Origin of the sequence: Streptomyces sp. NPDC047130, from assembly GCF_040643475.1 — a bacterium.
Lineage (GTDB): Bacteria > Actinomycetota > Actinomycetes > Streptomycetales > Streptomycetaceae > Streptomyces.
On record NZ_JBEYUK010000005.1, the window covers coordinates 1 to 24,565 of the forward strand.

23 protein-coding genes and 2 pseudogenes are annotated in these 24,565 nt (G+C 72.2%); 3 read left to right on the forward strand and 22 right to left on the reverse strand.

Annotation, left to right across the window (positions count from 1 at the left end):
* Window positions 1–90: 90 nt before the first annotated feature.
* The 5 genes and pseudogenes from ABZ836_RS09155 to ABZ836_RS09175 form a co-directional block, all read right to left on the reverse strand.
* Window positions 91–390, reverse strand: coding sequence for a DUF6342 family protein (locus tag ABZ836_RS09155; RefSeq protein ID WP_180219406.1), 300 nt, complete (start codon window positions 388–390; stop codon window positions 91–93).
* A gap of 407 nt (window positions 391–797) precedes the next feature.
* On the reverse strand, window positions 798–1,100 hold the full coding sequence (locus ABZ836_RS09160) for a hypothetical protein (RefSeq protein ID WP_356138838.1): 303 nt from the start codon (window positions 1,098–1,100) through the stop codon (window positions 798–800).
* 327 nt (window positions 1,101–1,427) lie between these two features.
* A pseudogene (locus tag ABZ836_RS09165) lies at window positions 1,428–1,649 on the reverse strand (integrase core domain-containing protein); the annotation flags it as partial.
* A 365-nt stretch (window positions 1,650–2,014) separates the two neighbouring features.
* Complete coding sequence (locus ABZ836_RS09170) at window positions 2,015–2,383, reverse strand: STAS domain-containing protein (RefSeq protein WP_361140886.1); 369 nt, start codon at window positions 2,381–2,383, stop codon at window positions 2,015–2,017.
* Window positions 2,380–3,777 (reverse strand): GAF domain-containing SpoIIE family protein phosphatase, encoded by a 1,398-nt coding sequence (locus ABZ836_RS09175; RefSeq protein ID WP_361140888.1) that lies wholly within the window; start codon window positions 3,775–3,777, stop codon window positions 2,380–2,382. The genes ABZ836_RS09170 and ABZ836_RS09175 overlap by 4 nt, the downstream gene beginning before the upstream one ends.
* Window positions 3,778–4,247: 470 nt before the next feature.
* On the opposite strand from ABZ836_RS09175, the gene ABZ836_RS09180 reads away from it, so the two are divergent.
* The 3 genes from ABZ836_RS09180 (at window position 4,248) to ABZ836_RS09190 (ending at window position 7,658) form a co-directional block, all read left to right on the forward strand.
* A complete protein-coding gene (locus ABZ836_RS09180) occupies window positions 4,248–4,823 on the forward strand; it encodes a hypothetical protein (protein WP_361140890.1) in 576 nt (191 codons plus the stop codon).
* A gap of 573 nt (window positions 4,824–5,396) precedes the next feature.
* Window positions 5,397–6,770: a hypothetical protein gene (locus ABZ836_RS09185; RefSeq protein ID WP_361140892.1), complete on the forward strand. Its 1,374-nt coding sequence runs from the start codon at window positions 5,397–5,399 to the stop codon at window positions 6,768–6,770.
* 336 nt (window positions 6,771–7,106) lie between these two features.
* Window positions 7,107–7,658 (forward strand): hypothetical protein, encoded by a 552-nt coding sequence (locus tag ABZ836_RS09190; RefSeq protein WP_361140894.1) that lies wholly within the window; start codon window positions 7,107–7,109, stop codon window positions 7,656–7,658.
* Window positions 7,659–7,841: 183 nt separating this feature from the next.
* Here the strand turns inward: ABZ836_RS09190 and ABZ836_RS09195 are convergent, their stop codons facing one another.
* From ABZ836_RS09195 to ABZ836_RS09275, 17 genes and pseudogenes are all read right to left on the reverse strand, one after another.
* Entirely contained in the window at window positions 7,842–8,057 is a 216-nt protein-coding gene (locus tag ABZ836_RS09195) for a hypothetical protein (RefSeq protein WP_356138850.1), read from the reverse strand.
* Between the two features lie 511 nt (window positions 8,058–8,568).
* A complete protein-coding gene (locus tag ABZ836_RS09200) occupies window positions 8,569–8,832 on the reverse strand; it encodes a hypothetical protein (protein ID WP_361140897.1) in 264 nt (87 codons plus the stop codon).
* A 20-nt stretch (window positions 8,833–8,852) separates the two neighbouring features.
* The gene (locus tag ABZ836_RS09205; protein WP_361140899.1) at window positions 8,853–9,524 is read right to left on the reverse strand and encodes a hypothetical protein; all 672 of its coding nucleotides are present in this window, start codon (window positions 9,522–9,524) and stop codon (window positions 8,853–8,855) included.
* 74 nt (window positions 9,525–9,598) lie between these two features.
* Entirely contained in the window at window positions 9,599–11,077 is a 1,479-nt protein-coding gene (locus tag ABZ836_RS09210; protein WP_361140901.1) for an insulinase family protein, read from the reverse strand.
* A 47-nt stretch (window positions 11,078–11,124) separates the two neighbouring features.
* Window positions 11,125–12,423, reverse strand: coding sequence for a pitrilysin family protein (locus ABZ836_RS09215; protein ID WP_361140903.1), 1,299 nt, complete (start codon window positions 12,421–12,423; stop codon window positions 11,125–11,127).
* A 3-nt stretch (window positions 12,424–12,426) separates the two neighbouring features.
* Window positions 12,427–13,014, reverse strand: a complete 588-nt coding sequence (locus ABZ836_RS09220; protein ID WP_361140905.1) for a DUF5825 family protein — start codon at window positions 13,012–13,014, stop codon at window positions 12,427–12,429.
* Window positions 13,007–14,917 (reverse strand): RiPP maturation radical SAM C-methyltransferase, encoded by a 1,911-nt coding sequence (locus ABZ836_RS09225; protein ID WP_361140907.1) that lies wholly within the window; start codon window positions 14,915–14,917, stop codon window positions 13,007–13,009. The genes ABZ836_RS09220 and ABZ836_RS09225 overlap by 8 nt, the downstream gene beginning before the upstream one ends.
* Before the next feature lie 13 nt (window positions 14,918–14,930).
* Window positions 14,931–15,617 carry a pentapeptide repeat-containing protein gene (locus ABZ836_RS09230; protein ID WP_356138861.1) on the reverse strand — a complete coding sequence of 229 codons (687 nt, stop codon included), beginning with the start codon at window positions 15,615–15,617 and terminating at the stop codon, window positions 14,931–14,933.
* Complete coding sequence (locus ABZ836_RS09235) at window positions 15,610–16,296, reverse strand: DUF6445 family protein (RefSeq protein WP_356138863.1); 687 nt, start codon at window positions 16,294–16,296, stop codon at window positions 15,610–15,612. The genes ABZ836_RS09230 and ABZ836_RS09235 overlap by 8 nt, the downstream gene beginning before the upstream one ends.
* A complete protein-coding gene (locus ABZ836_RS09240) occupies window positions 16,293–16,958 on the reverse strand; it encodes a DUF6445 family protein (protein ID WP_356138865.1) in 666 nt (221 codons plus the stop codon). The genes ABZ836_RS09235 and ABZ836_RS09240 overlap by 4 nt, the downstream gene beginning before the upstream one ends.
* Complete coding sequence (locus ABZ836_RS09245; RefSeq protein ID WP_356138867.1) at window positions 16,958–17,581, reverse strand: DUF6445 family protein; 624 nt, start codon at window positions 17,579–17,581, stop codon at window positions 16,958–16,960. Before ABZ836_RS09245 ends, ABZ836_RS09240 begins: the two co-directional genes overlap by 1 nt.
* Window positions 17,553–18,842 (reverse strand): MFS transporter, encoded by a 1,290-nt coding sequence (locus ABZ836_RS09250; RefSeq protein ID WP_361140910.1) that lies wholly within the window; start codon window positions 18,840–18,842, stop codon window positions 17,553–17,555. Before ABZ836_RS09250 ends, ABZ836_RS09245 begins: the two co-directional genes overlap by 29 nt.
* Window positions 18,839–20,026: a hypothetical protein gene (locus tag ABZ836_RS09255; protein ID WP_361140912.1), complete on the reverse strand. Its 1,188-nt coding sequence runs from the start codon at window positions 20,024–20,026 to the stop codon at window positions 18,839–18,841. The genes ABZ836_RS09250 and ABZ836_RS09255 overlap by 4 nt, the downstream gene beginning before the upstream one ends.
* A gap of 103 nt (window positions 20,027–20,129) precedes the next feature.
* Window positions 20,130–20,288, reverse strand: coding sequence for a hypothetical protein (locus tag ABZ836_RS09260; RefSeq protein ID WP_356138872.1), 159 nt, complete (start codon window positions 20,286–20,288; stop codon window positions 20,130–20,132).
* 196 nt (window positions 20,289–20,484) lie between these two features.
* Window positions 20,485–20,967: pseudogene (locus ABZ836_RS09265) on the reverse strand (MFS transporter); the annotation flags it as partial.
* A 224-nt stretch (window positions 20,968–21,191) separates the two neighbouring features.
* Window positions 21,192–22,064, reverse strand: coding sequence for a hypothetical protein (locus ABZ836_RS09270; protein WP_356138874.1), 873 nt, complete (start codon window positions 22,062–22,064; stop codon window positions 21,192–21,194).
* Between the two features lie 478 nt (window positions 22,065–22,542).
* Entirely contained in the window at window positions 22,543–24,507 is a 1,965-nt protein-coding gene (locus ABZ836_RS09275; RefSeq protein ID WP_361140915.1) for a 3'-5' exonuclease, read from the reverse strand.
* Between the last annotated feature and the right edge of the window lie 58 nt (window positions 24,508–24,565).

The window sequence follows — 24,565 nt, forward strand, 5'->3', positions numbered from 1 at the left end:
CGCTACGAGAAGACCGCGACCATCTACCTGGCCGGCCTCCACATCGCTGGCATCTTCCTCTGGTCAGCCCGCTGATCCGAACGAAACGGCCTAGTAGCCGAGGTCCTTCTGCTCGGTGATCAGACGGCCGGCGATGTGCAAGTTCCCGTCGGAGTCGAGCACAGCGATGATCTTCTTAGTGGAGCCGTGGTGGGTCGTGAAGTAGATCTTGTCCGCCTCCTGCGAGGAGGAGTGGTTCGTGTTCACGGACAGCTCGATGCTCACCGGGGAGCTGATGAGCACGTCCTTCTTCGGCGAGTTCGGGTAGACCTGGTTCTGCCGCAGCTTGACACGGCCGTGGGTGTCCCCCTCGTCCCAGTCGGACGCCACGCCGAGGTCGATGTCAGCCATGCGATTTCCCCCTCCGGTTGTTTTGGACGAACCGTGCGGCCGGGTGCCCCAGGACAACCCGAGCCGATCCCAGAACCTACGCAGTCTGTTCACACGACGGTGCAGCATCGCGGCACTATGGCCGACTTCCATCCCGCTTCGTCGTGAAATGACTGCAAGATACCGGAGGTGAAAAACGCCCTAATTGATCCTTGCAATTTCCGTCGACAGCGGATGAATCAACGTGATCAGCAGACTGGCCAGATAGTCCGGAACAAGCAGCCTGAGGTCCCGTCCCGCCCGGCGATCGCCCCTGTCCGGCCTCCCTGAAGACTGCACGACATACCTCACCGTGTACTGCTCCGGGTCATGGGGCCCACCCTGGAACGTGTCGGCCGGAGCCGTGCCCGTTCCCGGTTCGGTGCGGATCAGGACGGCATGACCCGCACCTCGCCGTGGACCAGGTCCACCTCGACGTTGTGGCCGGCTCCGACGAGAATCTCCAGCAGAGCCTGACGCAAGGCTGCGCGGATGCCCTCGTATTCCGCGTCGGGCCGCCCAGCGGGATCCAACTCTGCCGCCGGCACCCAGCCCACGACCACCGCTCCCCGTTCCTCCCGGACCCTCAGCCCGGCCCTCTCCTCGGCGCTCACCGACGCGACGTCGAACCCGGCGGACGCCAGCGTCCGGCACACCTCGGCGAACAGCCCCTCGAGATTCTCACCATGCACACGCAAAAGCTACACATGCCGAGTGGTGATGGAGCGACACGGTCCGTCGCCGTACGCCTCCTGGATCCTCAGCGGGACACCTCCACGAGGTAGCCGTCCGCCCCCGGTTCCACCAGCCCGGCCCGGACCGCGGACGCGTCGGCGATACCGACAGCGAGCGTCAACCCGGTGACCTTCTCCCCCACCGGCACGGCCGTGATCCGGTGGATTCCTCGGGGGGGAACCGGGGCATAGCCGGTGCGCGCCATCGGGTGCGGTGGGCGGACGGTCTCCCGGCCGCGGTGCGGTCCGGGCACTGCGGGCGGTGGTCCTGGCCCATCAGCCCCGTCAACAACGTCGCCAGGCATTACGCCTGGGAGGTTGGCCGTGACCCGGCTGGCTTCCGAGTGCAGTGTGGCAGCGACGGTAGTTGTAGCTGTAGAGGAAGCCCTCCAGGGCTGCGGTGCGTTCGTGGTTGCTGGTGCAGAGGCGGACGTAGGCCCATTCCTCGACGAGGGTGCGGTTGAAGTGGTCGACCTTGCCGTTGGTCTGGGGACGGTGGGCCCGGGTGAGGTTGCCGGTGGCGTCGAGCCGGGTCAGAGCCTGCTTCCAGGTGAGGCCCTTGTGGTAGGCCCAGGCGTTGTCGTGAGGACGCGTTCGGTGCGGGTGATGCCGTGGGCGTTGAAGAACGCCGTGGCGCGGAGGAGGAAGCGGGTGCGGGTGGCGACCTTCTCGTCGGGGGGAATCTCGCTGCAGGCGAGGCGGGTGTGGTCGTCGACGGCGGAGGCGCACCAGTCGCACTGCGTAGCCCAAGCGCGCACAGCGACCAGTACGTTGTCGCGACGCGCCTGCCCATGCCCCGTGCCCGGTGGGAGGAAAGGCCGGGCCCGTGCAGCGCTCGCCGGCTGTTGGTGCCGCCCCGGCGGGCGAGGGTTTCAGGCGGTGGTGCGGTTGCCTTGGCGTGCGGCGAGGGCTGCGTCGGCGGTGGGATGGGCGGGCAGGAAGGTGTCCATCCCGGTGACGTCGAGCAGGCGGCCCAGCCGGTCGGGGATCGCCGCCAGGGTCAGGGAGCCGTCGGCGTCCTTGGCGCAGCGCCAGATGCCGATGAGGGCGCCCAGGCCGGAGGAGTCGCAGAAGGTGACGCCCGCCAGGTCGGCGATCAGGTGCGGGTGGCCGTTCGCGATGAGATGCAGGGCGCGGGACCGCACGGCGGGGGCGGTGGTGATGTCGAATTCGCCGGACAGGGCGATCACGGCCAGGGTGCCGTCGGTGTGCGGGACGTCGATGTGGAAGGCGTCGGTCATGGGCGTCGGTTCTCCTGCCCGACGGAGGTGTCGGCGGTCGGGGCGGCGGCGCTGTGGGCGGTGGTGGTGACGCCGGCAGGAGCGGCGTCGGGGGTGGGGACGGACAGGGCCAGCAGGGCCACGTCGTCGCGTTCGGTGTCGGGGAGGGTGTCCAGGAGGACGATGGTGTCGTCGATCAGGCGGCCGGCGCTGACCGGCGTCGGCCGCCGGGCCAGGAAGTCCGTCAGGCCCGTATCGGCGAGCATGTCACCGTCGGCTGTGCGTGCCTCGGTGAGCCCGTCGGTGTAGAGGAGCAGGCCCTGGCCGGGTGCCAGGTGCAGGGTGCGTGAGGCGAAGGCGGCTTCGGCGAAGGCGCCGACCAGCATGCCGCCCTTGGCGCGGACCGCCTCCACCCGCATGCCGCCGTCCTCGGTGGGGCTGAGGTGGTAGGCGGGCGGGTGGCCGCCGGTGGCCAGCGTGACGGTGAAACCGCCGTCCGGGGCGGGATCGAGCAGGCCGAAGACGGCGGTGCAGAAGCGGGTGCCGACCGCCGCGTCCAGCAGCAGCGCGGTGTTCAGGGCCTTGAGCGCGGCCGTGGGATCGGCGTCAACGAGGGCTGCGGCCCGCAGTGTGTAGCGGATCAGTGAGGTGACCGAGGCGGCTTCGGCGCCCTTGCCGCACACATCGCCGAGGAAGAACGCCCACCGGCCGCCGTCGACGGGGAAGACGTCGTAGAAGTCGCCGCCCACTTCCTGCGGGGAGGCGGTCTGGTAATGGCAGGCCAACTCCAGGCCCGGTACCGCGGGCAGAGCGGGAGGCACCAGCGTGCGCTGCAGGGTGGAGGCGAACGCGGCGATGGCCGCCTTGTCCCGCTCCGCACGCTGGCGGGCCTCTTCCTCCGCCTGGCGCCTCTCCTGCTCGACCTTGCGGCGCTCCTGCTCGGCGCGTACGGCGTTCAGTGCCGACAGCCGCAGCTCCAACTGGTCACGCACCACCGCGGCCAGATCTCCGAGGGTGGAGGCATCGGCCTCGCTGATCTCGCGGGGGCGGGTGTCGAGGATGTTGACCGTGCCAAGCCGGTACCCGTCGGCGGTGATGATCGGAGCGGCTGCGTAGAACCGGACTCCCATCGGGCCGGCGACCAGCGGGTTGGAGCAGGCGACCGGGTCGAGCAGGGTGTTGGGGATCACGGTCGTGTCATCGGTCAGGACCGCCGAGGCGCACAGGCCCGGATCGCGGCCGATCTCGGTGACGCCTTCCAGCCCGTGCGTGGCCTTGAACCAGATCCGGTCCTCATCCACGATCGTGACGGTCGCTACCGGCACCTCGAACAGGCGCGCAGCCAGCGCCGCGACCCGGTCGTAGGCGCCGTCCGGAGGGGTGTCGAGAATGTCGTAACGGCGCACCGCCGCCATCCGTGCCGCCTCGACCGACGGGCCCGAAGGCCCGGTCGGTGCTATCGCGGGCGGGCTCGCTTGCTCGGGCATGGCCCTCGTCTCGTCATCCCCCCGGAAAGCGCAGACCGGACGGCCAGCACCCTGGAACCCTACCGAACGCCCCCAGCGACACCACTCAGAAGGCACTGCCGAGCAGCCAGTCCAGAAGCTGCTTGCGGAAGAAACCTCCCACGCCCACCCGAGCCGGTGCGTCACCTACTCCAAGAACGTGAGGGTGTAGAAGGTGGTGGCGGCGACGATGTTCATCGCCTATCAGCTACACGCCGGGACGCCCCGTTGCGCTCCCGTGTGAAAGGCGCGCTCCCTCTGTCCGTGCGCGCACCCTGGACGCCACCAAGCGCATGACCGACGGTAAGACCCCACGGACGCGGCCGTACCGGCAGCCTCGAGGCACACACCTCGTCCGGGCAGACCTGACTGGAGCAGACATGGAACGAACCGACCGCCTAGTCATACGCGTTGCTCGCAGGCCGCTGGTCCGGCTGGCCCGGGCGGGCGTTCTGCTGGCCGCGCTGCTCGGCGCGACCTTGCCGACGACGGCCGCCCAGGCCGCCGCCGGACCGTCCGCGCTCGTCACCTGTCTGGGGCAGCAGGTCACCGACTACAACCCGGGCCTGCACCTGACGCAACCGCGGGACGTCACCTACCAGGCCAACGGCACTTACTCCTCCTGCCCGCTCAACGACGGCGTCACCTCCGTCACCTATGCGGAGAGCGGCTTCGTACCCGACGCCACCTGCGTCGCTTTCCCGAGCACGGCGACAGCGCACCTGTACTGGAGCAACGGGCAGACCTCCACCATCCAGGTCACCGGCGTGGAGATCGATGTCGCCGGAGCCACACAGGTCTACGTCTCCCTGGGAACGGTCACGGCCGGCCGGTACGCCGGATCGACGGTCAACGTCACCACCGAGATCATCCCCGATCTGCTCAACCCCTTGCCGTGCCTCACCACTAGCGGTCTGACCAGGGTGTCCGGACTGTCGACACTGCTCATCGTCTGATCCGGACGATCCCGAACGAGCGGACGGCCCGGCCAGCACGAACTCGGTGCCGCAGCAGAAGCACTCGCGGCGCCGGTGAAGAAGGCCACCCCAGCCTCACCGGCGCGGCAGGGTCACGAAGGCGCCCCGAGCCGTGGCGTGGGCGGGGGCCTTCGTCTCCGGCAGATCAGCGACCGGGCGGCTCGGGACAGCGCCGACGGCGACGGCACGGTCGTCAACGTCGATCTCGCACCAGGGCTCACCGCGCTTCGGCTGGGACAGGACGTTCACCTATGCCCGGTCGTCTTTCCTTCAGGACGCACCGGAAGCCCTTGGCCGCTCCCGAGCGATACCGGCAGATCAGGCCCCAGCCCCGAGAACGGAGAACCAGGCGTGGAGAAGACCGGCACCGTCTCCTCATCCTGGCTCCGACGGCGGGCCGACGGACCGCCGGCCTCAGCTCCATCTTTCCCGCCGCCTGGAGCGCTCGTCCGGCTAGGGCTCGGCAGCGCTGTCCTGTGGCCGCAGCCAATCCTCTGGACGCCATCTGCACCACCAGCCAGATCGCCGAGACCGCATGCCAAGGCGTCGCCAGTGTCTCCGCACCCGCGCCGCCGCAACGAAGCACTCGCACAGCTGCTGACCGAAGCCGACCTGACCTCGGCCGAACTGGCCCGCAGGGTCAACCGCCTTGCCGCCGCGCACGGTGTCGAGCTGCGGTACGACCGCACCTCGGTGGCCCACTGGCTGGCCGGATCCCGGCCCCAGGCCTTCGTCGCCCAGGTGGTGGCGGAGATACTGACGCGCAGGACCGGCCGTCTGGTCGCCGCGACGGAGACGGGGCTGCTCCGGGAACGTGCCGCGGGCCGGACGGAGTCCACGCCGGCCCCGGTGCCGCCGGACCCCCTTTCCGGCCTCGTGGCCCTGGCCCGGACCGACACGGAGCCGAAGCAACGGTCGGAGCTGCGGACCTACGTCTACCAGGAACGCCGGGTTCCGGACGCGCGCCGCCCCCGCCCGGCAGCCGATGAAGGACGGACCGGCGCGGAGGCGAAGGTGGGGGCCGCCGACGTCCACAGGGCCGGCGTGGTCGCCGACCAGTTCTACGCGAACTGGATCCGCTTCGGTGGCGCGCACGCCCGCGGCGCGCTGGCCTCCTACCTCGGTGACGACATCGGGGGCCTGCTGGCCCAGGCGGTCCTGCCGGAAGTGCGCGTGGCGCTCGTGTCGGTGACCGCCCGTCTCGCCTACATACTGGCAGGCGCCTCCGCGGACGCCGGCCTCCACGGCCTCGCCCAGCGCTACCACCTCCTCGCCCTGGACGCCGCCGCCGAGGGCGGGGACGACAGGACCCGTGCGATGACGCTCCGCTCCATGAGCGTCCAGGCGCTGCGTATGCGGGCTCCGCGCTACGCCGTCGAACTCGCCGACGCGGCGGTCACCGCCGTCGGCCGAACCCAGGACGGTGACCTCCGGGCCTTCGTCCTCGTCCAGCGCGCCCACGCGCGGGCCGTCGCCGGAGAACACGACGACGCTCGCCGGGATCTGTCCGCGGCCGAACGGTCACTGGGGCGGACGGCCTCCGGGGACGGGCCGTTCGCACGGTACTCACCGGCCGGCTTCGCCTACCGCTCGGGGCAGGTCCTGCACCGGCTGGGGCACGTCCAGCCGGCGCTCGCCGCCCTGCGGTCCGCGGCCGAGCCCCGTGCCGAACACGAGAACTGCCTGCGGGCGCTCAGCCAGGCCCGACTCGCCCTGGTACTGCTGGACCAGGGCCTCGTCGACGAAGCGTGCCTCTACGGCCGGCTGTTCGCCAAGGAGTACCCGGCGCTCCGGTCACATCGGGCGACACTGATGTCGCGGGAGTTGAGGGCACGGCTGGCCAGGTTCCGCCGCCACCCCGGTGCGCTGGACGTCCTGCGGATCCTCTCGGCACTCGACCCGCAACCGGCCACCGCTCAGCACTGACCCGGCGGGACACGGCCCTGCGCGCCACGCGGACATGACAGTCTGCAGTACCGCCTGCGACGCCCTCGGCAGACACCGAAGAGTCATCACACGACGGAAATCGACAGGCCACCTCGTCCGTCTCGGCAGCGTTGACAGAAGACGCGCCGTGTATTGGCCGGGGGTGGGGGTGTGCACAGAGATGTTCGAACCACCTGCCCGGCCCCCTTCCTCAAGGGCCGGTGCCCGGGGGCCGTTATCGATGCGGGAGACAGCCCTTGCAGACCACCTGTGCAGCCTTGTTCCCGCGGTGATCACCCACTCGTTCGTCCCATCCCTTATGAAAGGAACCCTCTGATGAGAAGACGCTTAACCGTCATGGCGGTCGCTTTCGTCACGGCCTGCATCACCGCCCTCGCCGCCACCACCTCGGCAGCCGCCACGGCCTTCGAGCAGGACGACCTGGCCCTGGTCGTCTGCACGGGAACGGCGGACCAGAACTACTCCCCGCCCCTCACCACCACGAACCGGACGACGCACATCACGTCCACCCATGACTACCCGTCGTGCCTCGACGTACAGCTCGACCCGCAGTACCCGACGGTCACGTCCGCCAGCACCGGCCTGGACTACACGACGGAGGCGAACTGCCTGGTCGCACCGCCCATCACCTACCCCACACTCGATCTAATCTGGAGCAACGGTCAGCACAGCTACGCGGCGGTCACCACCGTCGTCACCCGCAGCACGGGCAGCACCATCGTGACGAGCATCGGCACCATCGGCTCCGGGCTCTTCGCAGGCCACATCGTCCACGAGGTCGTTGTCTATCCGAGTCTCGACGTGCTCGGATGCCTGACCACCGGCGTGACCGACGTCAGCGGTATCACCACGCTCGAGGTGGTGTGACCACCAGGCCTCACGACAGTGCCCGCGAGGCCGCGTGCCTGGTCAGAACAGGCATGTTGCGCCGCTTCCGGCAGCGCCGCCGGCCTTGGCCGCCCGCCTGCCGGCTCCGGTTTTCCGTGGTGCCGGACCAGTGGACGGCGAGGCGCTTTCCGGACCAGCTCCGCGCCCCTCAACCGAACGCGGTCACCGCGCCAGCCGGGTGATCCCTCCGTCCGGCGCCGCTGGCTGCGGGCCGCGGAACCGTCCCGTGGCCCCGGGGGAAGGTTGCAGCCCCGCCGGCAGCAGTTGGCCGGCGACCGTGAGCGCAGGCCGACGGGTGAGGATCGCGTCGGCCAGCGTCCGCACGGCCGGGATGTCCAGCGTCAGCACCGCCCGCACCCGCTGCAGATCCCCAGCCATCTGCTCGACGCTCCGGTCGAGTCCGAACCCGACGTCGTGGAGCAGCTCGCGGACCTCCGCGGCGTCGGGGTCGCCAGCCTGTGCGCGGCGGAGGACCGTGAGGACCTGCCAGAGGTAGTCCAGTTCCCACGGGAGCAGGAACAGCAGGACGAGGCCGTCCTCGGCGCCGGCGCAGGGCAGCAGTACTCGGCCAGACGGCCGAGTGTGTCCGCCACCGCCAGGTAGGTCTCGCCCGGCAGCACGAACGCATCCTCGTCGAACCGGTCCGCAGTTACCATGGCGCCCGGGCAAGGGCAGGGAGGACGCGCTGTTCCAGGTACTGCACCTCGAGCAGCCAGGAGACGTCACCGGGCAGTACGCACCGGCGATCCGGCTCGTCGACCCGTGATACCCCCACATCGCCTCCCTGTCGTTCGTAACGCTGCTGCCGCCAGCATGGCGCACCCGCACCACCCACCGGAGGTGAACCGGCAAGCCCGGGACGGGAAGCAGCGGCGGCAGGGTGCGCTGGTCAGGGGGTGTCGCCGGAGTGGTGAAGGCGGCAGACGACACCGGGCCCGCGGGGCTCGCCGGGCCGCGGGTCGTACAGGGCGCGGCCGCCGGGCCACCGGGTCAGCTCGGTGCTCAGGGCGACACCGTCGTCGATGCCCTCGGTGGGCCAGCCGTCGATGTCCGGCAGCAGTCCGTCGAGGGGGCCGCCGACCAGCTCGGCGTAGGAGCGGCCCGGCCGGGGGCCGGGGTCGTGGTCGGCGCCGTAGACCCGGCGGCGCAGCAACTACTGTTCTCCTTCACGGTTCAGCGCGCAACTTCTCCCGCACCCGCGGCGCCGGCGAGGACGGCACGGTCGTACTGGAGCAGCATGCGGGGGATCTCCCACTCCCCCGCATCCCCGCCCGGGGGCCGGTGCGCGGCCGGGTTGCCGGGCTCGGTCGGGGGTGGCCGGTCCGGGTCGGGCGCCAGGGTGGGTGGTCGGTGGCGGGCGGGGAGGTCGGACAGGGACCTGCGGGCGGTGTACAGGCGGTAGGCGGCTTCCCGGCCGCGGACGGTCTTCGGCTCGGTGATGTCCAGGCAGTGGGTGGAGATGGCTGCGGCCACCACCTGGTCGTCCAGACCGGGATCGCGCCGTCGGCCGCGCAGGACCAGGGCGAGGTGGCGGCGCGCTTCGGCGAGCAGGTGCCGGCGGTGGAAACGGCCGCCCTGGTTCATCACGAAGACGGTCGCGGTGACGTCGACGGCCGCCAGCGCGACATCGACCACGGCGGCGACCCGGGCCCGGATCGCCGCGGCTACGGCGCGGGCGTGGTCGAGGAGGGAGGTGATGACGTCGGCGGCGACCCCGGAGGTGAGGATCGCGCTCGTCTTCCACCACGCGCGCAGCTGCGAGAGCGGCCGGGTCTTCTGCATGGGCGGGCGGGTCTTGCGGGCGGCTATGGCGTTGAGCTCGGCGCGGGCCCGTTCGGAGACCACGGGCAGGAACTTCGGCTCTCCGCGAGCGCCGCCGTGGCGCCGCTCAACTACTGGGATGCGCAGGCCGGTTAACGTCAGGGGACGCCGCCCTGGGCAAGGGTCGACGATGGGTGTGCGTCAGGCGCCGAGACGCCGAGGGCCGCGTGGGCGGTGACGCGCCGGGCGTAGGCGGTCAGGGAGTCCGCGCCGGCCACTCCCGGTGCGACCTCGAGGACGGCCTCGGCCACGCGGTCCGGGCCGTCGAGCGCCCCGTCGACCACCACGGCCACCCGGTCGGCGCGGACCAGCCGTCCCATCGCTCGCCTGTAGGCGGCCGGGGTGACACCGGCCTGCCCCGGCCCGGCCGGAGCGGGACCGGCCGGAGCGGGACCGGCCGGAGCGGGACCGGTGGGCGTCGGCGGCGGAGCCGAGCGGGCCGCCGCGACCACCGCGACCGCCGCAGGGCTGCCGGACGTCGCGTCCTCGCGCCGACAGCCCCGCCACGCCTCGGCCAACTCCTCGTCCTCCACCTCCTGTCCCGCCAGGCGGAACAGCTCGTGCAGAGCCAGGGCGACGGCTTCCGGCGCGCGGGACGGGGCCACCTCGAAGCGGAGCCGCAGCACACACGCCGCACCGTCGTCCTGGACGTCACCGTGCACCGCGTACGCCAGCCCGTGGGCGTCGCGCAGCGTCCGGGCGAGCCGGGACGACGCCGATCCTGCCAGCAGTTCCCGGGCGACGGCGAGGTGCTGGGTGGCGTCCCCGCGGCTCTCCGCCCGCAGTCCGACCATGATCACGCAGGCACCGCTCCGCCCGGTGGACGGGCGGAGCGTCAACGGACGCACCGGCACGGCGGTGCCCGCCGCCGCCACGGGACCGGAACCACGGGCGGACCACGGTGACGTCCGCGCGGACCCGTCCGGCGGGGGCGGCACCAGACGGCGGGCCAAGGCGTCGAGGTCGACGCGGTTCAGGTCGGCGGCCACCACCAGGTCGCGGGGCGCGCCCAGAACGGTGCGGTGGAAGGCGAGGACCGCGTCGACGTCGACGCCCTCCTCCGCTGTTCCCTCCCGGGGCTCCGGGTGCGGGGTGCGGTCGCCGGGGAAGAGCGCCCGCCGGAGCAGCACGCCGGCCGAGCCCCCAGGAGCCGCGCGGGCGGCCGCGAGCGCCCGGTTCCAGCGGTGGAGGAAGGGCAGGACGTCCTCCGTGCGGGGAGTGAAGGACGTCAGGGTGCGCGAGAGGAGGGCGAGCGCGTCCTCGAGGTCGTCCGGTGTCGAGCTGAGGACGAGGCGGGTGGACGCGGCGCCCGCGTCGGCCGCGAACGTGGTGCCGAGCCGCTCCAGCCCGGCCTCGAGGTTCTGCTCGGCGGCGTGGCCGGAGCCGCGACGCAGCAGCGTGGTCCAGGCGCGGGCGGTGTCCTCCTGCCCCAGCGGGTTCCCCGCCGTGCCGTGGTGGAGGACGAGGCAGGCGGCCGCGGAGAGCCTGCCCGGCAGGTGGACGGGGACGAGCCGGACGAGCACGTGGTCACCGCTGTACACGCCATCAGGACCGCTCGCGCCACCAGGACTGCTCACGCCACCAGGATCGCTCGCACCACGAAAACCGCTTGCGCCACCGTTCGTCATGCCATCACCACCGCCTCCCGCATGCCGACCGGCTCCTGGACCAGGAAGGTCGCGCCGGGCAGGCAGAGCCCGGCGGCCCGCACGACGTCGTTCTCGGTGACCGAGGCGAGGGCGTCCGCCGCCGTGTAGGCGTGTGCCGGGCAGCCTCGGAGGCGGACATGGGCGGCGAAGGCCTCCGCCCGCGTGGTGGGGTCGTCGAGCGCCTCGTACCTCTCGCGGCGCAGGAGCCGCACGGCACGGTCGAGTTCACCGGGGGTCAGGCCGTCGGAGACCGAGGCGAGGACCGAGCGGACCTCCGCCAGCAGCCGTTCCCCGCTCGTGCCGGCCGTGGCGGTGACGGTCCCGAACAGGACGGAACCGCCCCGTTCGAGTTCCCATGCCGTCACCATCTCGGTGGCGGGGACGGCGACGCCCCGACCGCGGACGGCGTCGCGGAAGAGGCGGCTGCCCCGGCCCTTCCCGAGCACCGCGGCGAGTGCCGCGAAGGCGGCGTGCTCGTCGGTGCCGTACGGCGGCGTGTGCGCCATGACGTGCACCTGGGGCGGGGCCCCTCGGGGCCGGGCGGGGCCGTGCACGACCCCGCCGGGGCGTCGGCCGAACCGGTCCGGCGCCGGCGGGTCCGGCGGCGCGGGGTGGCGGGGCAGGGCGCCCAGGGTCGCCGCCGCGGCGTCGGTCACGGCCTGGGGGGAGACGTCGCCGAGCACCACGAGGGTGGCGCCGTCGGGCCGGTAGTGGCTGCGGTGGAAGCCGGCCACCTGCTCGGGGAGGAGGCGGCCCAGCAGGTCGGTGTCGCCCATGGACGGGTGCCGGTAGGGATGACCGGGAGGGAACGCCTCGGCGAAGAGCAGCGCGGCGGCCCGGCCGGACGGGCCGCCCCGCTCCTCCTCCTCGCGCCGGACCACGGCGAGGGTCTCCGCGAGCGCCGTCCGGTCCAGGGCCAGGGGCAGGTGCGCCGTGCGGTCCGCCTCCATCGCGAGGGACCTGCGGAGCTCCTCGCGCGGGACGGTCATCGTGAAGGCCGTGCGGTCCTGGTTGGTGGAGGCGTTGACGTCCCGGGCGCCGGCCCGCCGGAGCGTCCCCAGGAAGTCCGGATGGCGCGGTGTGCCGCGGAACATGAGGTGCTCGAGGAAGTGGGCGAGCCCGTGCTCACCAGGACGCTCGTGTCGGGAGCCCACGTCGTGGCGGAGGTGGACGTGCGGATCCCGCAGGAGCGCGTCGCGCTGGGCGACGACGGTGAGGCCGTTCGCCAGCCGGGCGGTGACGAGGGCACCGTGCGGGGCGTCCTTCCGGTCCATCGCTCAGGACCTCGCATAGGCGAACCGCACCGGCAGCGCGAGGCAGAGGCCGCCGTCCCCGTCCCCGAGCCGCAGGACCAGGTGTTGCGCCTCGAGGACGGCCAGCGCCTCCCGGTCGGCGGGGTCCGGCGCGGTGGGCGTGGCGTACGCGCGCAGCACCCTGCCCCAGGGGTGGTCGGGAACGGTCCAGCGGCGCGGTGCGGCCGGATCGCGCAGGTCCTCCAGGAGGAGGAAGCCGGGGCCGCGCCGGTGGGTGAGCAGGGGTTCCCGTGGGACGGGCCACGCCGGGACCCCTTCGTGCCGCGGCGGGTCGAGGTGCTGGAGCGAAGCCTGCGGGAGGTCGCCGATGTCGCCGTCCCAGTACACCCGCAGCCCCGCGCCCGCGGCTTCAACGAGCAGGTGGAGGAAGCGGGCGGTGGCGGCGGCGGTGGTGGTCGAGAGTCGGACGGGGCGGTCGACGACCAGGCCGCGCATCCCGGAGCGGGCCATGGAGGCCAGGGCGTCCCTGCCGCAGGGCTCCTCGGGCGAGTGCGGCACGAGGAGCGTGGAACGGCCGGACGGCCGGGCGGTCGCGATGGTGGATTCACTCATGGCCGAGTCCCGTGGGCAGAGCGACGTAGCGGCCGTCCTCGTGGAAGAGCCAGCGTCTGGCCCGCCATTCCTCGAGCAGCGCGGTCACCCGCTCCTCCGTCGTCCGGTGCCCCTGGACCGTCACCTCGCGGGTGACCGCGGCGGGGGAGCGGCCCTTGAGGGTGGCAAGGAAGGCCGCCACGAGCAGCGGGTCGTCGAGCCGCTCCTCGGAGGCGGACGTGGTGCGCTCGTCGACGATCCGCAGGGTGCCGTCCTCGGGGACGGCGACGAGCCTGCGGCCCTGGTGGTTGGCGCGCCAGGTGTCCACGGCGGCCCGCAGACGTTCGGCGGCGGACTCGGCGATGCCCGCCGGCCGGCTCTCGAACACGTAACTGATGTCGGCCACCTCGTCCGCGGGGAGCTTGTACACCTTCTTGAGCAGGCCGGAGGGGCCCAGGTTCTCCAGGCCGAGTGCGGGGTCGTCGAAGAAGGGGCTGAACCTGGTGAGGACGGCGCGGTAGACGCCCTCCGGCGGGGTGAGGTGGCACAGCCCCGGCAGTTGTTCGACGACCTCGTCGTAGTCGGCGTCCGTCTCGCCGGGGAACCCGTAGAGGAAGTTCCAGCCGGGGAAGACGGCGACGGTACGGCAGTCGCGGAGCAGGCGCACGTTCTGCCAGCCGGTCACGCCCTTGCGCATCAGCCGCAGCACGTGGGTGCTGAGGCTCTCGATGCCCGGCTGGACCTGGGCCACACCGGCCTCGGCCAGGACCTTCAACTGGCCGATGTCGAGGTTCGACTTGATCTCGAAGAAGAGCCGCAGGTCCCAGGGTTTCTCCGCGAGCCGCGGCAGCAGGTCGCGGAGATAGCCCATGTCCATGATGTTGTCGGCGAACACCACGTCCAGCATGTGGTGGGCGCGGACCGCGTTCTCGATCTCCCGCACCACGCGGTCGGAGGACTTGGCGCGGAACGCCATGAGGGAGCCGTTGAGACCGCAGAACGTGCAGTGGTGCTTCTCCCCCCACCAGCACCCCCGGCCCCCCTCGATCTGGACCTTGGGTTCCACGCCGGCGACCGAGCGGGCCGCCCGGAAGGTGTCGAAGTAGCCGCTCAGGTCGGCCTCGGGGACCGAGTCCATCGGTACGACGGTCCGCGGCTGCTCGTTGGCGGTCGACTTGTCGTCGGGGCTGCGCCAGCACAGGCCCGGCACGGCGGCGAGGTCCTCGGCGGGCGGGGAGCCGTCCGGGTCGGACCGCGACAGGAGGTCCAGCAGGCGGGGGAGGACGAGTTCGCCCTCGCCCCTGACCACGTAGTCCAGGCACGCGAAGTTCCGGTGCAGCGCCGCGCCCTGGACGTCGTCGCAGTTGGCTCCGCCCATGACGGTGACCACCCGGGGTGCGCGCTCCTTCAGGGCGCTCGCCAGGGCGAGGCTGGGCATGTTCTGGTCGAAGGTGCTGGTCATGCCGACGACGTCGTACCCGCCGGCGACCAGTTCGTCGGCGAGCCGGCCGACGAATCCCGAGCTGAGCCGGTACATCTCCGACGCGGCCGTCAGGTCCGCGCCGCTGCCGGTCGCCGCCGCGTGGAACGGCGAGTCCAGCGGCTCCTCGAAGCCGTACAGGGCCGGGGAGAAGACCCACTCCCCGGTCGCCACGTAGTACCCGTCGACGATGCGCCGGTAGTCCTCGCTGCCGATGCGGCCCCCGGTGTGCTCGTGGACGTGGTCGGCCCACCGGATGTTGGCGTAGAAGGTGTCGACCTCCTCGACGAAGTCCAGTGCGCGCGCCACCGGTGCCAGCGTGCTGATCGCCATCGACGGCATGTCGAGCGACGCCCAGGGCATGCACACCAGCGCCACCCGCAGGGGCCGCCGCGGCCCGCGTCCGGAGACGTGGGGCAGGCCGAGGAACTCAGCCGTTGTCATCTCTGCGGCTCCTTCAGATGCGCGCGTTCGCGGGCTTGGGAAGATGCGTCCCCCGGTAGTCCGCGCGCTCGATGTCCGCGCCCTCGGTGAACGCCTCGTCGAAGGGCACGTCCCACACGTACGCGGACCACAGGTCGGCGCCCCGGAAGGCGGCCCGGGCGCACGTGCACTCCCGGAGGTCCGAGTGGCGCAGGTCGGTGCGGCGCAGGTCGGCCTCCGTGAGGTCCGCGCCGAAGAGACTGGCCCTGCGCAGGACGGCGCCCGAGAGGTCGGACGAGCGCAGCGTCGCCCGGGCCAGGTCGGCGCTCTCCAGCCGGCTGCCGGAGAGGTCGGCGCCGGTCAGGTCGGCCCCGGTCAGCCGGGCCCCCGTCAGGTCGGCGCCGCGCAGGTCCGCGCCGCGCAGATCGGTGTCGGCGCCGTGGCCGCGGAGCAGGAGCCATCCGTCGACCACCGCCACGGTGCGCAGCAGGCCTTCCTCGCGGACGACCAGCGCCAGGCACCGCATGCCCAGGCCGGGGCCCGCCACCTCGGCCGCGGTACGCGCCGGGGTCACGCCGGCGGCGGGGAACGGGGAGGCGAGAACGGGATCGGCGCCGCCGGGTCCCTGGAGCCGGCCGTCCAGCGGAACGAGGGCGTACGCGTCGGGATCGGCGCCGCTCTCACCGGTCTCGGCCAGCACCAGTTCCAGAAGACTACGCATGGGTCCGGGTCCTTTCCCCGCTCTCCGGGGAGCCGTGGCCGCTCTCCCCGTCCATGAAGAAGAAGTTCTGCGTGAGCCGCCCTTCCCCGGGTGCGTCACCGAACAGTTCGGTGATGCCGTGGAAGAGGCGGCCGCCCTTGAAGATCACGCACCGGTTGTAGGCCAGGTCCACGTGGTGGATGGCTTCCCACCGGTCCTCCCGGCCGGTGTCGCGCAGCACGTACCGCTGGTCGAACTCCTCCTTGGTGCGGCACCCGAAGTCGTCCAGCGTCCCGTCCTCGGGCACCCGGTCCAGGCCCGTGGGGAGGTGGCGGTAGAAGCTCAGGCCGCCCTTGGCGTGCTCGGGCGGGGTGAGGTAGACGACCGCCGTCCAGTCGACGAAGTCGAGGTGCACGCGGGTGCGCCCGCTGTCCGACCGGGTGGCCACCCGGAACTTGCCGAAGACCCACCGCCGCGGGTCGTGGTGGATGGGACCGCCGACGATCTCCGCGAGCCTGCGGGCGTGGCCCTCCGAGGCGAAGGCCTTGACGCTCTCCAGCCCCGGGAAGTTCGCCGCCTCGCCGAAGTCCCGGTACTCCGCGGCGAGGGCCAGGTCACGGACCCGGTCGGGGTCCTGGTAGAAGCCGTCGACGATCAGGAGTTCACCGTCGAGGGCCCGGGTGACGCCGGGGGTGCTCACAGGGCCACCGCCTCCTGTCGGGCGGGCATCCTGCGTACGGCGGACGGGACGGGACGCACCTCGTTGAAGAAGAAGTTGTGGGTGATCCGGGCGTTGGCCGGCCGGTCGCCCAGACCGCCGAGCGGCGCGTGGTAGAACTCGCATCCCCGGAAGAGGACCAGCCTGTTGTACACGGGCGCCACCCAGTCGAGCAGTTCCCACTTGCCGAGGTCGGCCATGTCGCGCCGGGCGACGCCCTCCTCGAACGCGTCGGCGTCGGCGAAGCCGAGGGAGCGGGCCACCCGGTCGGACGGTGGCCTGCGCAGGCCCGTCTCCCGGTGCCGGAAGAAGCCGGTTCCGGCGGAGGAGGGCGCGCCGGGGGTGAGGTAGACCATGCCCGCCCAGTCGACGGCGGTGTCGGCGTGCACCTTGGTGCCGCGCCCGGTCTCCTCGGTGATCACCCGGAAGCCGCCCCAGGTGAGCCGTTCCCCGTCCACGTGGACCGGCGAGCCGACGATCCGCTCGATCGCACGCTGGAGGGCGTCCGTGCTCAGCGCCTTGCTGCTCTGCCAGCCGGGGTAGTTGTAGCGGCTGGCGCTGCGGAAGTCCGAGCGCAGCGCGGCGGCGCGCACGGTGTCCGGGTCGGCGTAGAAGTCGTCGACGACGATCAGTCTGCTCCGCATCACGAGGCCCTCACTTCGTCGAAGAAGAAACGCTGGGTCAGGCGTCCGTCGGAGGGGGCGGCGCCGAAGCCGGAACTGGCGCGGTGGAACTGCGAACCGCCCCTGAGCAGGACCAGGCGGTTGTAGACCATGCTCACCCGGGAGATCTCCTCCCAGGCGTCGGGCCGGACCTTGTCGGGGTAGTAGACCTCCTCGATCCAGTGGTCGCGGTCGCGGTAGCCGAGCTCCTTCGCCTTCGCCTCGTCCGGAGGGCCGGTCAGTCCGCTCTCCCGGTGGCGGAAGAAGGCGAGCCCGCCCTCGCACCGGTCGGGGGGCGTGAGGTAGACGATGCCGGCCCAGTCGGTGTCGTCGAAGTGCGTGGTGAGCGGCGCGTTGGCGTTCTCCCCGGTGAAGGCGAACACCCCGAAGCCCATGCGCGCCGGGTCGTGGTGCACCTGGATGCCGAGGATCCGCGCGAACGCGTCCGCGGTCTCGCTCCCCGCGAAGGAGTTGTAGGTCTCCGAGTCGTAGGTCCGGCCCTCGTCGGTCTTCTGAGGTGACCAACGGCCCTTCTCCAGGGCCAGGGCGCGCACCCGGTCCGGGTCGGCGTAGAAGTCATCGACCACTTGGAGTGTCTTGTCCATCGGGTTCTCCTTCCTCTCGTGCGTCGGAACCGGCAGCGGTGAGCCGGGGCTTCAGGAAGACGAGGAGCAGCAGGTACAGCACGCCGGCCAGCCAGTAGGGGACCCGCAGGGCCTGCTCGGGGCCCAGCGGCCCGGTGGCCGCCTCCACGAGGACGCCGCCGAGGAGCATGCCCACCACGCTCATCCCGAACGTCACCATGCGGAACGTTGCGTTGACCCGGCCCAGTACGTGCGTGTCGACGGCCAGTTGCCGGAGGGTCAGGGTGCTGACGCTCCAGAACGCCACGGCGGCGGAGGCGATCGCGTAGAGCACGACGACCACCGGCGCCGTGGGCAGGAACCCGACGCCGAGGAAGCACAGCGCCATGGTCAGCAGCGCGGTCAGCAGGGAGCGGGCGGCGCCCAGCCGGTCGAGGAGGCGGCGCGCGTACTGGCTGCCGGCCACGCCGCCCACCGCTGCCGCCGAGAGCAGCAGGGCGTACCCGAGGGAACCGAGGCCGAGGGACTCGCGGACGAAGAGCACCTGTCCGGCCAGCATGGCCGCGTACAGCGTGTTCAGCACGACCGCGCTGCCCGCCAGGAGGCGCAGCAGCGGATCGCGCCGGACGAGGCGCAGACCGTGCAACGCCTGCGTCCCGACGGAGCCGTCTCGGGCGGCGGGCGGCGGGTCCTCGATCCGGCGCCGCAGTGCCAGGAGGGCCCCCGCCGACGCGCCGTTGAGCAGGGCGTTGCCGAGGAAGGGCACGGCCAGTCCGGCCTTGAGGAGGAGCCCGCCGAGGGGGCGGCCGACGAAGTCGTTGGAGAGGATCTGGCTGGCGCGGACGTGGCCGTTCGCCTGGGCCACGCCGCCCGCGGCGAGCAGCGGGACCGCCGTGTCGGCGGCGATGCCGTAGGCGACCTCGGTCGTCCCGAAGAACAGGGCGAAGGCCACCAGGAGACCGATGGAGCCGTCCGACGTCAGGAGCAGACCGCCCAGCGCCAGCATGGCGACGGCGCGGACCGCACCCGCCGTCGCCATCAGCGCGATCCGGGGCAGACGGTCGACGACGGCCCCCATGGGGAGGGCGAACAGCAGCCAGGGCAGGCGCTCCGCCATGGCGACCAGGGAGATGGCCAGGGCACTGTCCGTCACGGTGGACGCCGCCCAGGTCAGCGCGATCAGCGTCATGCCGTCCGCCGCGCTGCCGGCCGTCAGGCAGGACCAGAAGACCCAGAACCTCGACGGCAGCGGCGTCCTCGGGGCGGTGGACGCCCTGCTCATGAGCCCGCCGTCACCGAGGCGACGCGCTTCAGCAGGGGTTCGGTCCAGGACCAGTCCGGGACCAGCGGGTTGGCGGCCATGCACAGCGCCTGCGGGAGCGCCGTACGCACCAGCCATCCCTGGTGCTCGGTGGCCAGTGACTCCGCCTCGTTCGCCACCCACTCCCCGAACCAGCCGAGCGAGGTGTCCCCGGCGAAGGTGAGCGAAGCGGCCACGTTGGGCAGCAGGGATGCCGCCGGACGGTCGCGCCGGGCGAGTTCCAGGGTGACGGGCAGTGCCACGTCCGGGCGTGTGTAGAACTCGCGCGTCCCGATCACGGAGGCGTCCACGCCGATCGCCTCGGCGCAGGTGCGGACCTCGGCCAGCATGGTGGGCCAGCGCCGGGCCATCTCCGCGTCCAGTTGCTCGGGGGTGAGGGGGACATCCTCCGTGGGGTTCGGCGCGGGGGCGCCGGCGGGTACGCGGAACTCCTCTGCGTGCGCCAGCCGGAGCCGCTGCAGCGCCGTCACGGCCCGGTCCGTGGGCGTCAGCCCTTCTGCGGCGGGCGAGGCGGGGGCGGAGGGCGAGGCGGAGACGGGGGTCCGGAGCGGTGCCGCGGCGGGGGTGTCCCGCAGGACGACCGTCATGTTGCGGCGGCACGACAGGTAGCGGGCGTCCGGCCACAGCGGGGCCAGCAGGGAGGCCAGCCGGTGCTGGGGGGAGGGCGGGAACAGCGGTTCGAGATGGCCGGGCAGCCCCCAGGCGTTGAGCAGGGCGGTTCCGCCGGGGGCCAGGGCCTGCCGCACCCGCTGCCAGAAGGGCTCCTGGAGGATGAACGCGGGGTAGGACTCGCCCGCGTACACGTCAATGACGACGAGGTCGTAGGGGTCGGATCCGTCGAGGAAGGCGGCAGCGTCGGCCACCACCGCGTCGAACCGCACCGTCGGGAAGTGCTGCCGGAAGAGCGCGCCGGTGACGCCCGCCATGTCCGGGTCGAGATCCACGGCGGTGATGCTGCTGCCGGGCGCCGTGGCCCGCAAGGGCCGCAGCGACCCCCCGTACCCGAGCCCCAGGACACAGATCCTGTCGGCCGGACCGGCCAGTGGTCCGATCGCGAAGTCGTCGGGCTGGTTCCCCACGAAGACCCGGTCGCCCGAGAGGAGCGTCGCCGAGGTGCTCAACAGCAGGGGGGTGGTGCTGTACATCCCACTCCTAGATCGGTTCCGGTCCCTGGGCTGCGGGACCGCTGGTGCGGGATTCCCGTCCCGCACCAGCGGCAAGCGACCGTGTCGCGTGAGCGGGCGAGGGCTACGAGAGCGCCAGCGCCTCGTCGACCGCGGCCTGCTCGTTCTCGCTGAGCGGGACGAAGGTCGCGAACATCGGCATGTTGTTGTTCGAACAGCGGGCGTACACCGCGTGGTCGAACTCCTCGAACAGGGGCTCCTCGTGCTGCGTCTGCTCAGCCATGTGCTCTCCAATCGGGCATCGGGACCGAAGTCCCTGCTGGTCCGGCAATGACGGCACGTCAACAGCCACGCGCGGCGCTGCGGTTGTGGGCCTGTCGCCGGCTGGCGGCGATTCTGTCCCAGTGGTCACAGGAGGATCAAGAGTGCCGACAGGGAAACAGGAGTCTTGACTTCCGCGTCACCGGCCCCTCCCCTTGTCACCCCTTGCTCGCCACCTGTTCCACGGCGGGCTCCCCGTGCTCCTCGGCGGTCCCGGGTTCCGGTTCCGACCTGGGGAGCCACCGCAGTGCGGCCGTTCCCAGGGCGGCGTGCAGAAGGCCGGCCACGATCACGACGACGTGGAGGCCGGCGAGGCCGGCGACGAAGGCGGACTTCGCGTCCAGGACCACGGGTGCGGAGAGGGAGGGCAGGTGGAGCGACTCGTCGAGGGTGGGAGCGAGGTCCGGGCCCTGCGGGCGGAAGAGCAGCGCGGCGAGCGAGCCGAGGATCGCGATGCCGAGGGCGTTGCCGATCTCGTTGCCGGTCTCGGCGATCGCCCCGGCCGAACCCGCCCGCTCCGCGGGCACCGCGCCGACCGCGGTGTCCGCGGTGTCCGCGGTGTCCGCGACGACGGCGAAGGAGATGCCATAGCCCAGTCCGGCGATCACGGCCGAGGCGACGTACCAGCCGGCCCCGCGACCGCGGGGCGCCCGGGGCACGGCGCGGCTGTACGAGGAGCCGCGGTCCCTACCCACGGCATGGGACCGGGTCCGGGCGGTCGGCCACACCGGCGAGGCCCGACGAGCGGCACGGCGGGGAGCGGCGGCTTGGCCGTCCTCGGGCGGAGGGCCGGCGGCGAGCATCCGGAGACCGGAACGGCGCCCCGGCAGCGCACAGCGCGGGAGCAATGCCGCACGCCGAGTGGTCAGCTCACCTCGGTGGCGAGGCGGTGGAGCAGGGCGGCCGCGAGGGCGTTGAGGGCGACGGCGTCTGCGCGTGTCCAGGCCGCCGAGGCGATGGCGCCGTCGTTGTGCTGGGGGCCGCTGGCCTGGTTGAACGCCGCCTGGATCACGTCCGCGTAGCCGTCGGCCTGTTCGGTGATCCGGTCCAGGAGGGTGCCGTACCGGTCGGCCTGGTCCTGCTCGTCGCGCTTCTTGGCCCCACCGCCGGGCCACACGCCCAGTTTCCGCATCGAGGTCAGGGCGAGGCGGGTCTCTCGGATGGCGTCGGGATACTCGCCTGCCGTGACCTGCCGGTCCGCGGTGCGCAGGTGCTCGGCGGCTTCGCGGATCGGGCCGTGTGTCATCGGCAGCGGGATGGTGACGGTGAACGAGGCGGTCAGGCCCACGCTCTCGAGTTGCCGCTCCCACGTACTGGCGGCCACACGGTAGGTCTCCTGCAGGTCTGCGGCAGGGTGTGCCGTGCTCTGCGGCAGGGTCCCCTGCAGATCCAGCAGGACGGCGAGGTCGCCGCCGTCCCGGTGCTCTTCCAGGGCGAGGAGCTGGGCGGAGGTGACGGGGACGACGAGTTCCACGGACACGCTGGTGGCCCTGGTCCGCAGCGGGACGAGGGTGGGCAGGATGGAGCCGATCCAGCCGATGCCTTCGGCGGCCCGGAGCTCGCCGGAGAGCGTGAGGTGGTTGATGCCTTCGGCGACGTAGCGCGGTTCGACGTCGGTGTGGACGGCCAGCCGGTGCGCGCCCAGGCCGGGCAGGAGGCCCACAGCTGCAACGCCGTGCTGCTCCGGTGCCCTCAGTCTGATGTGGGTGCCGTCCTCGAACTTCATGTCCGCAACCATGCGGTCCCTCCTGTCTTTCCGGCCTGATTGTCCGCTGTCGGGGGCTCACGCGCCGGTGAATTCCGACAAAGGAGGTCGGCGTGGGCGGCGAGCCCGGGCCGGACACGACCGGGCGGCCGGGAAGCGGCGGTCGGAGCCGAGCGGGGCTGGGGCCGCACGACCCGGGGCGGCAGCTCGGCCGGGCAGCGTGCGGCACGGGGCGGCACGGCGCAGGCCACGGCGGCGCCGAGGCAGAGGACACCCGGCGACCGGCACGGAGGGCGCGGCAGCACCGGACCCACGGGCCGGCGGCACGCCTTGACTCCCCCGTCAGCGGCCCAGCACCAGATAGCGGGTCCGGCAGGGCGCGCCGGGCGGGCGGCGGGGACGAAGATGGGGCACGGGTGGGCAGTCCTGCGGCCGACGCGACGCGGCGCGGCGGCAGCAGCAGCACGGCGGCAGCGGCGCTGAGCCGGGGACGGCAACCTTATGTCCCTCTTCAGCCGGGGAGGTGTGGGCTGGGTCGGCCGGTGTGGGTCAGGGTGAGTTTGTGGAGTGCGCGGGTGCAGGCGATGTACAGCAGCGAGCGGTCGGTGGCGCGGTGGTATTCGTCGGCGGAGGTCTGGGCGACGATCACCTCGTCGAACTCCAGGCCCTTGGCGAGCGCCACCGGCAGGACGGCGACGTGGTGGCCGAGGACGTCGGCGGTGTCGGCCGTTGCGAGGGACGCGTCGTCCAGCTTCTCGGCCAGGTTCCGGCGCAGCTCGCGCGCTCGTGCGTGTGTCCTGGTGACGACGGCGAGCCGGCCGCGTCCGGTGTCTCGGAAGCGGCGGACCGCCTGGGCGATCCACTCCGTCTCCGCGTCGCTCGTGTCGAAGGCGAGCACCTCGGGCTGGTCGCCGTGGCGGTCGATCGTCGCGATGGGCCGACCGCGGAGCGTGGAGGCGAAGTCCATGATCTCGGCGGTGGAGCGGTAGCTGCGGTGGAGTTCCAGCACTCGTGCGCCGGGGACGAGGCCCACCAGGTCGTCCAGGGTGTAGCCCTCGGTGTTGCCGAGGCCTTGGCCGATGTCCCCGAGGATGGTCATGTCGCACGGGAACAGGTGGCGCAGCACGGCGTACTGGGTCGGGGAGTAGTCCTGCATCTCGTCGATCACGAGGTGTTCGACGTGCTCGTCGGTGGCGAGGCCGTCGAACCTGGCCGCCACGAGCAGGAAGGGGTAGGCGTCGGCCCACTCCAGGGTCCTGGCCGTGGGCGTCCGCAGTGCCGTCGGCGCGTCGGGACGGCGGTACAGCTCGCGGTAGAGGGCGAAGGTGTCCTTGACGGTGAGCATGGCGGTGAGGGCCTTGGCCATCTCGCCGGGGCGCGGGTAGGTGGTGGCGAAGGCCCGCTCGTGCCGGTCCCGCGCGCAGAGGTGCTCGGCCATGGCGCGAAGGCGTTGCCGCACGGGCAGTGAGGCCATGCGGTCGTAGAGCGCGCGCAGTTCCTCGGCGTCCAGTCGGCATCCCTTGAGGCGCAGGTCTTGGGGGTGGAAGCAGTGCTGGACCGCGTCCTCGACAGCCTTGTCCAGCCAGTGGTGGAAGGCCAGGGTCGACCTGGCCATGGCTCGCTCCCACTCCTGGTCGTCGCCGGGCTCCACCGGGTCGACGGGGTCGGTGAGCTTCAGCCGGTGCCGCTGGAGCCGGTCCCGTGCGATGCCTCCGATGTCGAGTGCGGCGACCGGTTCTTCGCCCAGCTCGGGCAGGACGTCGGAGACGTACTCGGCGAAGAGGTGGTTGGGCGAGAGGATGGCCACGTTGTCCGCCCGCAACCGGCCGCGCCTGCGGTACAGGAGGTAGGCGATGCGGTGGAGCGCGATGGAGGTCTTCCCGGATCCGGCGACGCCTTGGACGATCAGGGAGCGGTCGGTCTCGTTGCGGATGATCGCGTTCTGCTCGCGCTGGATGGTGGCGATGATGGAGCGCATGTGGGTGTCGGTGGTCCGGCCGATCTCCTCCAGGAGGATCTCGTCGCGGACGGCGTCGGCCGTGTCGACGGCGAATTGCAGCCGGCCGTCCTCGATCCGGATCTGGCGTTTGCGTTCGATCAGTCCGCCGACCTCCCCCGAGGGTGCTTCGTACCGGGTCCTGCCGAGCTCGGCCTCGTAGTAGATCCCGCCCAGCGGCGACCGCCAGTCCACCACCGCGGTGCCGTCGGCGTCATGGAGTGTGTGGCGGCCGATGTAGTGGGTCTCGCGCACGCGCGTGGTGTCCGGGGTGAAGTCGAGACGGGCGAAGTAGGGGACGGCGCGCATGGACACGAGCCGGTCGCGCAGGCGCATGGCGTGAGCGCCCTCGGCGTCGACGTCCCGCAGGAGGAGTTCGTTCTGGTACATCTCGGTGGGATCGATCTCGCCCCGGTTGTCGGCCATGTAGGCCTTGACCTCGCGGTAGTTGCTGTCGTGGATGTCGAGTACCTCGGTCACCGACGCGATCTTGCGTTCCAGGCGCCGCAGGACGGTTGTGAGGTGGTCGGCTTCCGCC